This window comes from Arthrobacter cryoconiti (assembly GCF_020905375.1).
GTDB lineage: Bacteria > Actinomycetota > Actinomycetes > Actinomycetales > Micrococcaceae > Specibacter > Specibacter cryoconiti.
Genome location: NZ_JAJJBU010000007.1, coordinates 17,521 through 31,497 on the forward strand (window position 1 = coordinate 17,521; position 13,977 = coordinate 31,497).

Genomic DNA, 13,977 nt, shown 5'->3' on the forward strand with positions numbered 1-13,977 from the left:
TATGAATGGAGTAATTGTGGTCATGTCTGATAGAAATCGACCTGCCCAGAACATCAAACGCGCTGAGGGTAGTGAAAAGGTGGCGAACTTGCGCGCGGGCTACTCAATGGTGGGTCAGCCATGATGGATCTGGCAGCCCAGTTCGATGCACTCAGCATCAATCAACTCCGGCAAGCGGGCGGGGTTAAGTTCTCCACTTATCCGGATGCCATCGGCGCATTTGTTGCCGAGATGGATTTTGGCACAGCGCCGGAAATTGTTAGCGCCGTTCACACTGCGACTGACGCAGGACTTTTTGGCTACTTGCCACCGCAACTTCCTCTCGAGATGTCAACCGCTACGGCGCGATGGCAGCGGGATGCCTATGGGTGGGATGTGCCAGCTTCGCGAATCCATCCCATCGCCGACGTGTTGAAGGTCCTCGAGCTGACAATCCTGCATTTCTCCAAGCCGGGCTCGGCCGTGATCGTCCCCACCCCCAGCTATATGAAATTTCTCAGCACCGCGGATGAGTTGGGCCGTGACGTGATTGAAGTTCCGTTGGTTCGCAATAACGGACGCGATGAGATGGACCTTGACGGGCTGGATAAGGCGTTTAGAGCAGGCGGCCATCTTTTGATGCTCTGCAACCCCTTCAATCCGCTGGGACGCGTCTTTTCCCGTGCGGAACTAGTTGCAATCAGTGAGGTGGTGGAGCGCCACGGCGGACGAGTTTTTGCCGACGAGATTCACGCCCCCCTCGTGTACGAAGGCCGAAAACACATCCCCTACGCATCCATCTCATCCGAAACTGCATCCCACACGATCACCGGCACATCAGCGGCTAAAGCTTGGAACATTCCAGGACTCAAATGCGCCCAGATCATCCTCAGCAATGACGCAGATGCTGCAATTTGGGAGCCCCTTGCAAGCGCTGCCAGACACGGGGCCAGTAACCTCGGAGTCATTGCCAACACCGTGGCCTACAACGAAGGCGCCCCCTGGCTAAATGGAGTGCTTTCCTACCTGGATAACAACCGCAAGATCCTCGGAGAGCAGCTGGCGGCTCTGATCCCCGAGATCGGGTACCAGCCACCAGAAGGTACCTATGTGGGTTGGTTGGATTGCCGTAGCCTAGGCCTGCGCGAAAGCCCAGCCGACTTCTTTAGAGAACACGCGGGTGTTGCGCTGACGGACGGGCGTTCATGCGGGAGGGCTGGAGAAGGTTTTGTCCGTTTCATTTTCGCCACACCTCGCCCGATCTTGGAACAGGCGCTCGAACGAATGGCTCAAGCCCTGCAGCGGCACAGGCTTGGCTGAAATCATGCGCCGCTGCGGTTTGTTCAGACGATGAACAGCAGGAGCAGGAGTGGGTAGGTGAGGAAAAGATCTTTGCGAGCCAAAACGTAGACGCATCCCGTGGCGACGGACAACGCAACGCCGTAAAGCCCGGTAGTTGCGTCTACGGCATGAAGTTCGCAGTGGATAAAGACACTTGGCGTGGTTTTCGGGTGGCCAGTATCGCAACGAGTGCCACGATGGCCATGGACCAGCCGATGCTAACCAAGCCAGTTCCCCAACCGAGACCTCCGCGAGCGTGCGAAACGCCCATCCAGTCAGCAAACGATGCGCCAAGTGGACGAGTGAGGATGTACGCTGCCCAAAAAGCGAGAATTGGGTTCAGACCCAGCTTCCAATGGGCGAGTGCTGGGATGGCAATAGCTGTGGCGAAGAGGATGCCAGAGCCCAGATAACCCCAGTGAAGTGTTACCGCGGTGAGGTCTCCGACGGCTGTCCCCAGGGCAAACGTGGCCAGTACAGCAGCCCAGTAGAACGCTTCGCGCCGCCGGGTATAGACGCTGTGGATAGACAACGTTCCCTCCACCCGTTTCCATGCCAGGAACACAAGTGTGAGAACCACGGCATAAAACACGCTAGAAACCGCGTACGGAATGCCCAAGCCCACGTGCAGCACGTCCGCGGCCATGGTGCCAAAAACGCTGACCATCACGACGGCCAGCCAGTAGACCCACGGGATGTAGCGCTTACGCGAGAACTGTAGGACTAAGGCGGCTACGAAACACACACCACCGATGCCCACAGCAAGCACTGGGTCCAGCGTGTGTGCCAGGAAATCGCTGGTGGTTTCCCCCATCCCGGTCGTCAAGACTTTGATGATCCAGAAGAGCACGGTGACTTCGGGGACTCTGGCCAAAGACGCTGGAACGGTGGATGATCCGCAGAGTGTCAGCTCCGGGGGCTCCGGTGAAATTTGATCAGGCATGATCAAATTCTGCGGCGACTGGCTGGGAAGCTCCGGGGAGCCGCCACTGACGCGGTGCTCCGAAATCGGCACGCTTGCGTGATACGCCCCACACATTTATGCTTAGTGTGCGCTATAAGAACTTGAAATTCAAATAGCGAACATATTTATGATGGTTCGCCATCACCCACAATGTAGTGAGGAGCACGCCTGTGCAGTTCCACCATCACGGATACGTTTCCGGTGACCCGCGCGTTCAAGAAGCGGCCGGGACCGGGATCGACCGCCCCGAGGAACTGCCCGAGGAAGTTGACGTTCTGATCGTCGGTTCCGGACCGGCGGGCATGATCACAGCAGCTCAGCTCTCACAGTTTCCCAGCATCACCACACGCGTTGTGGAGCGGCGGGGTGGCCGTCTGGCGATTGGCCAAGCTGACGGTATCCAAGCACGCAGCGTGGAAACGTTTCAGGCCTTTGGATTCGCGGAGCGGATCATTACCGAGGCCTACCGAATAACGGAGATGGCGTTCTGGCGACCCGATCTAAAGGACCCCACGCGGATCGTTCGTGGCGGCCGTGCCGTTGACGACACCACCGGCATCAGCGAATTCCCGCACCTGATCGTCAACCAAGCCCGTGTCCTGGACTACTTTGCCGAGGTTGCGCTCAACTCACCGACCCGATTGACGCCTGACTACGGCTGGGACTTTAGCTCACTTGAGGTTACCGGCGACGGCGAATACCCCGTGAAAGTTACCCTTGTCCGCAGCGGCGGGGCGGACGACGGCGCCGTGCGCATCGTGCGTGCCAAATACGTTGTCGGCGCCGACGGTGCCCGGAGCAAAGTCCGCGACTCCATCGCTTGCACCATGGACGGGGACAAAGCCAACCATGCGTGGGGTGTCATGGACGTGTTGGCGAAAACCGACTTTCCTGACATCCGCACCAAGTGCGCAATCCAGTCCCACGACGGCGGATCTATCCTGTTAATCCCACGTGAGGGTGGCTACCTCTTCCGCATGTATGTGGATCTGGGCGTGGTGCCGGAGGAAGACAAAGGCGCAATCCGCAACACCACCATCGAGGAGATCATCGGCAAGGCCAATAAAATCCTCCACCCTTACACCTTGGACGTGCGCAATGTTGCCTGGCATAGCGTCTACGAAGTGGGGCACCGTCTCACCGACCGCTTCGACGATGTCCGCCCGGAAGCGATCGGTTCTGTGTCCCCGCGTGTTTTCATCACCGGCGATGCCTGCCACACGCACAGTGCCAAGGCTGGTCAAGGCATGAACGTCTCCATGCAAGATGGTTTCAACATCGGGTGGAAGCTGGCGCACGTTCTTGAGGGCCGGAGCCCGGAGAGCCTGCTCTCCACGTACTCGGCCGAGCGCCAAGTTGTCGCGAAGAACCTCATCGACTTCGACAAAGAATGGTCGACGATGATGGCCAAGAAGCCTGAGGAGTTTGAGAACCCCAACGATCTAGAGGACTTCTACGTGCGCACAGCCGAGTTCCCCGCCGGGTTCATGACGACGTACGCGCCCTCAATGCTCACCGTCGAGCCCACTCATCAGGAGCTCGCCACAGGGTTTCCAATGGGCAAACGATTCAAGTCGGCACGAGTTTCTCGCGTCTGCGACACGAACCCAATTCATCTGGGCCACCATGCTACCGCTGACGGACGGTGGCGCATCTATGTCTTCGCCGACCCGTCTGTGGCCGGTGCGCAATCTCCCGTGAGCGAACTTGCAAAGTGGCTCTCCACGTCGCCAAAGTCGCCGCTTGCCGCCACCGCGAAGGGGCTCGACGCCGACGCCTGGTTCGATGTGAAGGTCATCTACCAGCAGGCGCATGAGGATATAGACATCAATGCGGTTCCCGCCGTTTTCAAACCAGACGTTGGGCCGTTCCAACTCACTGATTTTGAGTTGGTGTACGGAGTCGTTCTTGACGAGGACATCTTTGACTCCAGAGGGATCAGCCGCGACGGTGCCATCGTCGTCGTGCGTCCTGACCAGTACGTGGCGAATATCCTCCCACTTTGCGCTACGGCAGAGCTGGCTGAATTCTTTGACCGAATCCATACCGGGCAGAGCATCTAGCGCAACTAAGAGTGTTTGGCTCAACATGAAAAGCCGGGCCCCGCAGCGAAATCACTGCGGGCCCGGCTTTTACCAAAAGCTCTTAGCCCAAGTCCACCACTTCAAACTCGAGCAAGTCCATGCCACTGGCCACCGGAGCCTGACCGGAAGGATCATGAGGGGTCCTCTTGGCACGCCAGTTTTCAAAGTCCTCCCGCGTTGCCCATTGCGTGTAGACGAAGTATCGCTCGTCCCCGGCGACAGGGCGCAGAAGCTGAAATCCTTCAAACCCCGGCGAGCCGTCCACTGAATGTTTGCGGGCAGCGAAGCGTGCTTCGAGTTCGGACCCCGCCACGACCGGGACTTTGAGTGCATTGATGACAACGATGGACACTTTTGCTCCTTCCGGGCCCGGTGGTACCGAGCCGCCTGTTGATGGTTTAAGCGTACGTCCACACGCGGCTCGCAAAGACTAGTAGCTGGCGGAGGGGCCGGCGTCGAAGGAGTTGATGTACTTGGCGGCAAGCGCCTCACTGCCACGGGCTAACAGTGCGACGTCGGCGCCCGTGAGAATGAAGTCCACGCCTGCGCTCATGTAATGCAGCGCCATGGGCTCAGCAAAAGCGTTTACGCCCACCGGCATTCCCGCCGCGTTGGCGGCCTTAATGCAATGCTCGACGGCGGCCACCACGCGCGGATTCTCCTGCTCTCCCAGGACTCCCATGGACGCGGCAAGATCTGAGGGCCCAATGAAGACAGCGTCAATCCCGTCCACGGCCATGATGGCCTCGACGTTCTCAACGGCTTGAGACGACTCGATCTGGACTATTACTGTGATGGTCTGCGCGGCCACGGAAAGGTAGTCCGGGATCCGGTTCCAACGGGCGGAACGCGCCAGGGCAGAGCCCACACCGCGTACGCCATTCGGGGGATAACGGGTCGCAGCGACGGCGGCGGCGGCGTCGTCCGGGGTGTGGACCATGGGGATGAGCAGCGACTGCGCTCCGAGGTCCAAATATTGCTTGATGATCACAGTGTCATTGACGGGCGGGCGCACCACAGCCGTAACCGGATAGCCGTTGATGGCCTGCAATTGGGCCAGCACGGATTCTAAACCGTTTGGGCTGTGTTCGGCGTCGATCAACAGCCAGTCAAGTCCTGACCCAGCACAGATTTCGGCTACCAAAGGGCTGCCCGAGCACACCCACATTCCCGTCAATGGGCGCTGGGCGGTAGCTAAATCATCCTTGAACGACGGCTGAGATTTTAGCGGAACTGGCATGTGATGGTACCCAGCTTTCCGTAGTCGGCGAAGACAGTGTCTCCGGCATTGACCCACATGGGACGCGTGAAAGAGCCGGCGAGAATTAGCTCCCCAGCCTTGAGGGTGTCTCCGTGCGGGGCGATCTTATTGGCCAGCCATGACACTCCCTGAGCCGGATGGTTCAGGACACCGGCAGCTACCCCGGTCTCTTCGATAGTCTGGTTTTTGAACAGGATAGCGGCCACCCAACGCAGGTCGACGTCGTCGGGCCGGACAGGCGTCCCACCCACCACCATGGCACCCATGGCGGCGTTGTCGCTGATGGTATCGACGATTGTCCGGCCCTCCATCTCAATCCGTGAGTCCAAGATCTCCAGTGCCGGCACGACGTATTCGGTGGCTCGCAGGACATCGAAGAGGGTGGCATCGGGGCCGCTGATGTCTTCCTTGAGCAAGAAGGCCAGCTCCACTTCAACACGCGGGTGTGAATATTGCTTCCAGTCCACTGTGCAGCCATTCTCCAAGATCATGTCCTTGAAAATGACGCCGTAGTCCGGCTCCGTGATACCCGTGGCGTACTGCATGGCTTTGGACGTCAAGCCGATTTTGTGCCCGCCCAGCACCCTGCCAGCAGATTCGCCACGTTCCCTCCACAGCCTCTGCACACGGTAAGAATCCTCCACCGTCATCTCCGGGTATCTCTGGGTCAGTCGTGGTACCGGGATCCGGCTCTTGCCCGCCTCGACCAGTTCGTCGGCGATGTCTGCAATGGTCGCTTCATCAAGCATGGTGTTTCTCCTAACGTTTTGAAGGGCTGAGCGTAGAACCAAAAGCCGGGTGAGGCGATGGCATTTGTCAGCTAGAGCTGGGTGCCCAACTTGAAGCCGCGCTCTTCGCCCGGTTCGCGGGTGAAGGAAAAGCCGTCTGCTCCCACAGTGACGGCCATTTCTGAGGAGTCTGTGCGTTGGATGACCGGCTGCGGCTTGCCATCTAGGTCAAGGACCAAGGACGCCTCGGTGTACCAGGATGGGACTACGGGGTTGCCCCACCAGTCGCGGCGCTGATTATCATGGACGTCCCAGGTGACCGTGGGATTGTCAGGGTCACCGGTGTAATAGTCCTGCGTGTAGATCTCGATACGGTGGTCATCCGGGTCAAGGATGTAAAGGTAGAACGCATTGGAGACACCGTGGCGGCCTGGCCCGCGTTCAATCCGGTCTGAGATGCGAAGCGCACCCATTTTGTCGCAGATGGCGATGATGTTCGCCTTCTCGTGGGTGGCAAAGGCTACGTGGTGCATGCGGGGGCCGTCGCCGCCGGTCAGAGCAGTGTCATGGACCGTCTGCTTACGGTGCATCCAAGCGGCATAAGTGACGCCGTCGGAGTCCTGGATGTCCTCAGAAACCCGGAAACCCAAGTCCTCGAGGTATTTGCGGCCGCGTGGAACGTCCGGGGTGACCTGGTTGAAATGGTCAAGACGGACCAGCTCGCCAGCGGAGTAGAGGTCGTAGCGCCGGGTGAGGCGTTCAACATGTGTGGTCTCGTAAAAAAACTCGTAGGGGAAACCCAGCGGATCCTCAACGCGCAAGGCATCCCCGATGCCTTTGACGAATCCATCCTTGCGCCGCTCCGTGCGGCAGCCCAATTCCTTGTAATACGTTTCTGCAGCATCCACCTCGGCCGGTGATTTCACCCGGAATGCTGCGGCGGCAACGGCCGCCACAGGGCCCTTGCGTAGCACCAGATTGTGGTGGATGAACTCCTCCAAGGAGCGCAGGTAAATGGTGTTCTCGTCCTCTTCGGTGACATGCAGACCCAAGAGGCCCACATAAAACTCACGGGACTTGGCCAGGTCAGTGACCACGAGTTCCATGTAGGCGCAGCGGACGATGTCCGGTGCCGGAGACGTGGGGGTGGGAACAAAATTAGTCATGATGTACTCCTCGTTGAGTGGAATGCCTAGTGGGTGGTGGAGGCGCCGAATTTGGGGGTGTGGACGGTGCCCAGAGTGATGTGAACGGCTTGCTGATCGGTGTAAAAGTCGATCGAGCGGAACCCACCCTCGTGGCCCAAACCGGACGCCTTGACGCCACCGAATGGGGTGCGTAGATCACGCACATTGTGGCTGTTTAGCCACACCATTCCGGCTTCCACACTTTGGGCGAAGTTGTGGGCGCGCGTCAGGTTCTGCGTCCAGATGTAAGCGGCAAGCCCGTACTTGACGCCATTTGCCAACTCCAGCGCCTCTTCATCGGTGTCGAAGGGGGTGATGGCCACCACGGGACCAAAGATTTCTTCTTGGAAGATCCGGGCGTCCGGCTTGACGTCAGCGAAGACGGTAGGAGCCACGTAGTTGCCGTGATCCAGTCCTTCGGGACGTCCGCCACCAGCCAGCAGGCGGCCCTCGGACTTGCCAATGTCAACGTAGGACATGACCTTGTTGTAGTGCTCGGGATGGACCAAAGCGCCGACTTCAGTCGCGGGGTCATGCGGATCCCCGACCACGATGTTCTTGGCACGGGCGGCATACTTTTCGCAGAATTCGTCGTAAATGGAGCGTTCCACCAGGATGCGTGAGCCAGCCGTGCAGCGCTCGCCGTTGAGGGAGAAGACACCGAAAAGGGCGGAGTCGATCGCGGCGTCCAGATCGGCGTCGGCAAATATTACGCAGGGGCTCTTGCCGCCCAATTCCATGGACAGCCCTTTCAAATTAGTGGCCGCGTTGCGGAAGATCGTCTGTCCGGTGGTGGTCTCCCCGGTGAAGGAGATCAACGGTACATCCGGGTGCTTGACGAGCGCGTCGCCTGCTTCCTCGCCCAAGCCATTGACGAGGTTGAACACGCCCTTGGGCAGGCCGGCCTCTTCAAAGATTCCCGCCCACAGTGATGCGGAGAGCGGGGTGAACTCGGCGGGCTTGAGTACCACGGTGCACCCGGAGGCGATCGACGGCGCCAACTTCCAGGATTCGAGCATAAACGGTGTGTTCCAGGGCGTTATGAGGCCCGCGACACCGATCGGCTTGCGGTTGACGTAGTTGATCTGGGAGCCGGGGACCTTCATGGCGTCGTCGAACTGGGCCACGATCAGATCGGCAAAGAAACGGAAGTTCTCGGCGGCACGCAGCGCCTGGCCGCGTGCTTGGGTGATGGGCAAACCGGAGTCGAAGCTCTCCAACTCGGCCAAACGCGCTTCCGCAGCTTCTACGGCGTCGGCGATCTTGTTCAGAATACGGGCACGTTCCCGTGGCTTCATGCGTGGCCATGGGCCGTCGGTGAAAGCGCGAGTTGCTGCGGCGACGGCGAGGTCTATGTCTTCTTTTTGGCCCGCGGCGGCAGTTGCGTAATTCGTGTTGGACACCGGGTCCAGCACGTCAAACGTCGCCCCATTGACGGAGTCGACAAACTCTCCGTCAATGTAGTGCTGGATGCGGGTTGGTAGGTCTTGTGGGATGTAGTGCTCAGACATGGGGCGGGTCCTTTTCTTCTGTGGTGGTCTAGCGGGAGGCAGGCAGTGGTGTAGCTAAGTGTGCTGGTGCTGTGCGTTGTGCGTGATTACTACGGGCCAAATAGGCGTCAAGGGTGGCGGCGCGATGAGCCCGGGCGGCGTGTTCGATTTCCTCGAAGCTGGCACCATGTTCGAGGAGCTGGAGGAGTGCTTCGTGTTCGCCCACAGACTGCTGCGCCCGGCCCGGGACATAACTGAACGTGGAGGAACGCAGTGCCTGTAAACGGTTCCAACCACGATGCACCAGGTCCAGGATGTGCGGATTGGGGCAGTTTTCGAACAAAACGCTGTGGAATTCCAAGTTCAAAGCAGTGAAACGGATCGGATCGAAGTGCTCCAAGCAAGCACGCATTTCGGCATTGACTGCCCGGGCCCTGGCTAAGTCCGACGGCGTGATCAGTGGTGCCGACAATGCTGTAGCCGCACCCTCAACAATGCTCAGGGTTTGCATCGTAAAAAGGTATTCGGTGGGGTCGATCCCGGCTACAGTGGCACCAACGTTGCGTTCAAAGGTGACGTAATTTTCTGCTTCCAGCCGACGGATGGCCTCGCGAACAGGGACTGTGGAGAAATCCAAATCCTGAGCAATCCTGGCCAGCACCAACCGGTAACCGGGGGTGTATACCCCGGCCAGGATCTTCTCCTTGATGGCAGCGTATGCCCTCTCCGACTTGCTGCCCGCGTCCGGTGTCATTAGACGGAAACTGGGTTCGGGTGGGTGGTGGACCATTCGACAAACCGGGTGCGCCATGCCGGATTCATCGGGTAGAGACCTTCAACGCTATTTCCCGCAGCGACCATGTCTGCAATAAACGTTTCCTCGTGTTCTTGCGCGATGGCGTCATTAGCCACTTCCTCAGCGAGCGACGGCGGGATGACCAGCAGGCCGTCCGCGTCGCCAACGATGATGTCCCCTGGCTGGACGGTTGCTCCGCCGCAGGAAATGGTCAAGTCGGTATCCCAGGGGATGTGGCGCCGGCCCAGCACTGCTGGGTGTGCGCCGTTATGGAACGTGGGAATATCCATGGCGGTGACAGCCGCGACGTCGCGCACTCCGCCGTCGGTCACTATGGCCACGGCTCCGTTGATCTGGGCACGCAGGGCCAAGATGTCACCGAGCGTACCCGTTCCGCTCTCCCCGCGTGCCTCCATGACCAGTACGTCGCCGTCGTTGAGGGTATTGATGATGCGCTTTTGAGCGTTGTAACCTCCGCCGTGGGTCTTGAACAGATCCTCCCGGTTCGGGACAAAGCGCAAGGTGCGAGCGGTACCGGCGATCCGCACGTCCGGACGGGTCGAGTTGAGGCCGTCGATGCTGACATTGTTGAGTCCGCGTTTGCGTAATTGTGAGCTGAGGGTTGCCGTGCCTACGCTGGTCAATTTGCGTCGCAGTTCAGCGCTGAGTCCCTTGGGTGCCAAACCGGCAGCCTCGGCGGAACCATAGGCGTCTTCACGGTCGACGTCGGTGGCCCGGGGGCGGTTGCCGAATTCGGCGAATTCGACGCTGCCTTGAGTGACGGTGGTGTGCAAGCGCCCTGTAGATAAGCCGGTGTCGGGGGAGTCGACCTCCACCTCAATGACGTCGCCGGGGACCGCCACCGAAGATCCAGCGGGAGTGCCGGTCAGGATGACGTCCCCCGGTTCTAAGGTCATCAGCTGGGACAGATCGGCAATGATCCGAGCGAAGGAGAAGATGAGCCCGGCTGTTGTGTCATCTTGAACGATGCTCCCATTGACCCAGGTGCGCACGCGCAATTTGGCGGGATCCACGCTTGCTGCGGGTATCAAGTCAGGGCCGAAGGGGGTGAATCCATCACCGGATTTGGAGCGGACATTGGAGCCCTTGTCCGCGTATTTCATGTCGTAGATGCCCAAATCGTTGCTTGCGGTGACGTAGCCAACGTGTGACCAGGCCGCATCGAGGCTGACCCGGCGGGCGGTTGTGCCAATGACCAGGGCGATCTCACCTTCGTAGGCAAGAAGCTCGCACCCTGCCGGACGCTCCACCTCTGAGCCAGAGAGACTCAGTGAGGAGGAAGCCTTGAGGAAGTATGAAGGGTTTGCTGGCGTCCGGCCGCGCTGATCTGCGCGGGACGTAAACGCCAGGTGGACGGCGATGACCTTGCTCGTCTGCTTGAGGGTGGCTGCGGTGACTTGTTCCACTGGACGCTCCTGGCTTGGCTGTGAGACCTGTGGGCCGACGGTCCGACCCGTTCATCAAATATCATATCGTATATGATCCACTATGAACTGTAATGGCGGTCACGTCAACCCCTCGCGCAGGGTGTCCGACGTCGGGGTGGCAGGGTGTCCCACGTCGAAGGAGACGGAGAGTGCCGAAACAGACGTTGCGCAACACCTTTCTCGGCGCGCTCCGTCTGATTCGACGCGGGGGCTTACGCTAGCTGCGTCTCAATGGCCCGGGCGCTGGTGGCCAGCCTTGCGCCAATGTACTGAGCATCCGTCCCGGAGCCTAGGAAGACTACGCAGATGGCTGCGGGTACGCCGCCGGGGATGTGAATGGGGGCTGCGATGGCAGAGACGCCGGGTAGGACCTCGTCATGGCTAGTGGCGTAACCGGCAATTTGTGCGGCACGTGCTTCTGGGCGATAGGGCAGGCCCGGTGCCATCTTCGCCCACGCGTCCTCGCTGATGGCGGATTGGATGGCGATACCTGGCGCCCCTGAGCTGAACGAGTGCCGGGTGCCGGGACGCTGGGCCAGTGTTGCCCCGGGTTGGCGGGGCTCCACGGTGAGTAGGGTGACGGAATCACGGTGATCCCACACTGCAATGAAGGCCGTCATGGCCAGCTCGTTGGCTAGCTCTGTTAGTTCCGGCAGGGAGGCCGTCTGCAGATCCCGGGCGACGCCGCGGGCCAGAGTCGCCATTCCGGGTCCGATCATGACCCGTCCGGCGTCGTCGCGCATGAGCAGAGAGTGGTCTTCAAGCGTACGCAGAATTCGGTAGGCGATGGAGCGATGGACGCCAAGAGCCTCGGAAAGCTCCGCAATGCTCATGGGCCGGTCTGCTCCAGCTAAAATCTCCAGGGCGCGGATGCCTCGGGACAAGGTTTGGGAGTGGGCTGGAACCTTCTTCTCCAGATGGCCAGCTTCTGCTTCTTGGCTCAAAGCTCTCCCTTGTAGATCTACGGCGATTGACGCGTCGCGGTGCGTGCAGTGGCCCTTCCGAAATGGAAGGTTTGAGCATCGAGGATTGGTGTGGCAGCGTGCGTATTTTAGTGTTCCATAGTCGCAATGGACATTCAATTAAAGAACTATTTTTGAAGTCGTCCGTCGGTGACGTTTGGGAAACGTTCGCGAAAAACATGTGAACTGGCCCACACTGTGTGCTAATCTGGCCGACATACATTACCGTCCGAACGGTCGGTAATGAATTGCTCTCAGCAGCCGCGCCTATGCGCCGAACAATGGAGTCCGAATGGCCCCCTCCCCAACAGCGGTCCCGTCCCGCAGCTCAGAAACTCGTCGAGTCCTTGCAGGCACGCTCGTCGGCACAACGATCGAATGGTACGACTTCTTCATCTTCGCTCAGCTCACGGCAACCCTGCTGACGCCGCTGTTCCTGAAGCCACTGAGCGAGAGCAACCCCGGGCTCGGGCAGATTTTGGCGTTTGCCACGATCGGTATCTCCTTCCTCTTCCGTCCCCTGGGAGCCATAGTCGCCGGACATTTGGGTGACAAGTTTGGCCGCAAACGGATTCTGGTTCTCACGCTCATTCTCATGGGTTCAGCCACGGCACTCATTGGTTTGCTGCCCACGTACCAGCAAATCGGTGTGGCGGCTCCGATGCTGCTAGTGCTGTTGCGGGTCATCCAGGGTTTCTCCGCTGGCGGCGAATGGGGTGGCGCGGCGCTAATGGCCGTGGAGCATGCGCCCGATAACAAGCGTGGCTATTTCGGCGCTTACCCGCAGATTGGTGTTCCGCTGGGCATGATCCTTGCCACCGGCATGCTGTACATTTTGCGAACTGCCATGACAACAGAACAGTTCACGGCTTGGGGCTGGCGCATTCCGTTCCTGCTTTCGGTGGTACTGGTGGCCGTCGGCTATCTCATTCGACGCGCTGTGGAGGAGTCTCCCATCTTCAAGCAGTTGGCTCTCCGTAAGGCTTCCGAGCACACTCCCTTAAAGCAGCTGTTCCAGACCAATACCAAGCAGGTCATCCAGGCCGCTCTGATCTTTGTTTCAAATAACGCAGCCGGCTACCTGGTGATCGCGTTCTTCATCGCCTACACGACCAAGGTGCTGAAGATGCCCGTGGCGCCGGTGTTGCTAGCTACCACCATTGGCTCCTTTGGCTGGCTCGTCTTCACCCTTGTGGGCGGCTGGCTTTCGGATAAGATCGGCCGGCGCGCTACATTCCTGATTGGATATGCGTTGGTGTTCGTATGGATGATTCCGATGTTCCTTTTGGTCGACACCGGCAGCGTCTTCCTCTACGGTGTGGGAATCTTCGTTCTAACCATCGGTCTGGGCCTGTCCTATGGCCCGCAATCAGCCATGTATGCCGAGATGTTCCCGGCTCACATCCGCTACTCGGGTATCTCGATCGGCTACGCGATTGGCGCCATCTTGGGTGGCGCGTTTGCCGCCACGGTGGCAGAAGTTCTGTTGCAAAAGACTGGCTGGTCCGGCTCGATCGCGCTGTACATCATGGCGCTGACGGTGGTGTCAATGGCCGCTGTGGTGTGGGTTGGTGAGACACGGGGAAACAACTTGCACGTGGAGGACCTTGACGAGGAACTCGTCAAGGCTGCTGCCGCGCGAGCACTATAGGAAAACGTTCCTGACTTATTAGAGGAACATCCTGGCAATAAATAGGGGCGGTCCGGCGTGTGCCGGACCGCCCCTATTTATTGCCG

The 13,977-nt window shown here is 59.4% G+C and carries 12 protein-coding genes; 3 read left to right on the top strand and 9 right to left on the bottom strand.

Annotated features, from left to right (window positions below; genetic code table 11):
- The first annotated feature begins 120 nt into the window (after positions 1–120).
- Positions 121–1,299, top strand: a complete 1,179-nt coding sequence (locus LOH53_RS04730; protein ID WP_230066583.1) for a MalY/PatB family protein — start codon at positions 121–123, stop codon at positions 1,297–1,299.
- A gap of 142 nt (positions 1,300–1,441) precedes the next feature.
- Here LOH53_RS04730 and LOH53_RS04735 read toward each other — a convergent pair whose 3' ends face one another.
- Positions 1,442–2,263, bottom strand: coding sequence for a COG4705 family protein (locus LOH53_RS04735; protein WP_230066584.1), 822 nt, complete (start codon positions 2,261–2,263; stop codon positions 1,442–1,444).
- Between the two features lie 191 nt (positions 2,264–2,454).
- On the opposite strand from LOH53_RS04735, the gene LOH53_RS04740 reads away from it, so the two are divergent.
- Complete coding sequence (locus LOH53_RS04740) at positions 2,455–4,347, top strand: FAD-binding monooxygenase (RefSeq protein WP_230066585.1); 1,893 nt, start codon at positions 2,455–2,457, stop codon at positions 4,345–4,347.
- A gap of 82 nt (positions 4,348–4,429) precedes the next feature.
- On the opposite strand, the gene LOH53_RS04745 is transcribed toward LOH53_RS04740, so the two are convergent.
- The 8 genes from LOH53_RS04745 to LOH53_RS04780 all read right to left on the bottom strand — a co-directional run bounded on the left by LOH53_RS04745 (position 4,430) and on the right by LOH53_RS04780 (position 12,222).
- A complete protein-coding gene (locus LOH53_RS04745; RefSeq protein ID WP_230066586.1) occupies positions 4,430–4,720 on the bottom strand; it encodes an antibiotic biosynthesis monooxygenase family protein in 291 nt (96 codons plus the stop codon).
- A 78-nt stretch (positions 4,721–4,798) separates the two neighbouring features.
- Entirely contained in the window at positions 4,799–5,608 is an 810-nt protein-coding gene (locus LOH53_RS04750) for an HpcH/HpaI aldolase family protein (protein WP_230066587.1), read from the bottom strand.
- Entirely contained in the window at positions 5,593–6,378 is a 786-nt protein-coding gene (gene hpaH / locus LOH53_RS04755) for a 2-oxo-hept-4-ene-1,7-dioate hydratase (protein ID WP_230066588.1), read from the bottom strand. Before hpaH ends, LOH53_RS04750 begins: the two co-directional genes overlap by 16 nt.
- Before the next feature lie 71 nt (positions 6,379–6,449).
- Entirely contained in the window at positions 6,450–7,523 is a 1,074-nt protein-coding gene (gene hpaD / locus LOH53_RS04760) for a 3,4-dihydroxyphenylacetate 2,3-dioxygenase (protein WP_230066589.1), read from the bottom strand.
- 26 nt (positions 7,524–7,549) lie between these two features.
- On the bottom strand, positions 7,550–9,055 hold the full coding sequence (gene hpaE / locus LOH53_RS04765; protein ID WP_230066590.1) for a 5-carboxymethyl-2-hydroxymuconate semialdehyde dehydrogenase: 1,506 nt from the start codon (positions 9,053–9,055) through the stop codon (positions 7,550–7,552).
- Between the two features lie 28 nt (positions 9,056–9,083).
- Positions 9,084–9,788: a GntR family transcriptional regulator gene (locus LOH53_RS04770; protein WP_230066591.1), complete on the bottom strand. Its 705-nt coding sequence runs from the start codon at positions 9,786–9,788 to the stop codon at positions 9,084–9,086.
- Positions 9,788–11,257 (bottom strand): fumarylacetoacetate hydrolase family protein, encoded by a 1,470-nt coding sequence (locus LOH53_RS04775; protein WP_230066592.1) that lies wholly within the window; start codon positions 11,255–11,257, stop codon positions 9,788–9,790. The genes LOH53_RS04770 and LOH53_RS04775 overlap by 1 nt, the downstream gene beginning before the upstream one ends.
- Positions 11,258–11,490: 233 nt before the next feature.
- Entirely contained in the window at positions 11,491–12,222 is a 732-nt protein-coding gene (locus tag LOH53_RS04780; RefSeq protein WP_230066593.1) for an IclR family transcriptional regulator, read from the bottom strand.
- 310 nt (positions 12,223–12,532) lie between these two features.
- Between LOH53_RS04780 and LOH53_RS04785 the strand changes: the two genes are divergently transcribed.
- Entirely contained in the window at positions 12,533–13,891 is a 1,359-nt protein-coding gene (locus LOH53_RS04785; RefSeq protein WP_230066594.1) for an MFS transporter, read from the top strand.
- Positions 13,892–13,977: the final 86 nt, after the last annotated feature.

Bases quoted from the DNA above. Each gene is read 5' to 3' on its own strand.
- hpaE (WP_230066590.1), bottom strand. From the start codon at position 9,055: ATGTCTGAGCACTACATCCCACAAGACCTACCAACCCGCATCCAGCAC.
- LOH53_RS04735 (WP_230066584.1), bottom strand. From the start codon at position 2,263: ATGCCTGATCAAATTTCACCGGAGCCCCCGGAGCTGACACTCTGCGGA.
- hpaH (WP_230066588.1), bottom strand. From the start codon at position 6,378: ATGCTTGATGAAGCGACCATTGCAGACATCGCCGACGAACTGGTCGAG.
- LOH53_RS04785 (WP_230066594.1), top strand. From the start codon at position 12,533: ATGGCCCCCTCCCCAACAGCGGTCCCGTCCCGCAGCTCAGAAACTCGT.
- LOH53_RS04750 (WP_230066587.1), bottom strand. From the start codon at position 5,608: ATGCCAGTTCCGCTAAAATCTCAGCCGTCGTTCAAGGATGATTTAGCT.
- LOH53_RS04730 (WP_230066583.1), top strand. From the start codon at position 121: ATGATGGATCTGGCAGCCCAGTTCGATGCACTCAGCATCAATCAACTC.
- LOH53_RS04770 (WP_230066591.1), bottom strand. From the start codon at position 9,788: ATGACACCGGACGCGGGCAGCAAGTCGGAGAGGGCATACGCTGCCATC.
- hpaD (WP_230066589.1), bottom strand. From the start codon at position 7,523: ATGACTAATTTTGTTCCCACCCCCACGTCTCCGGCACCGGACATCGTC.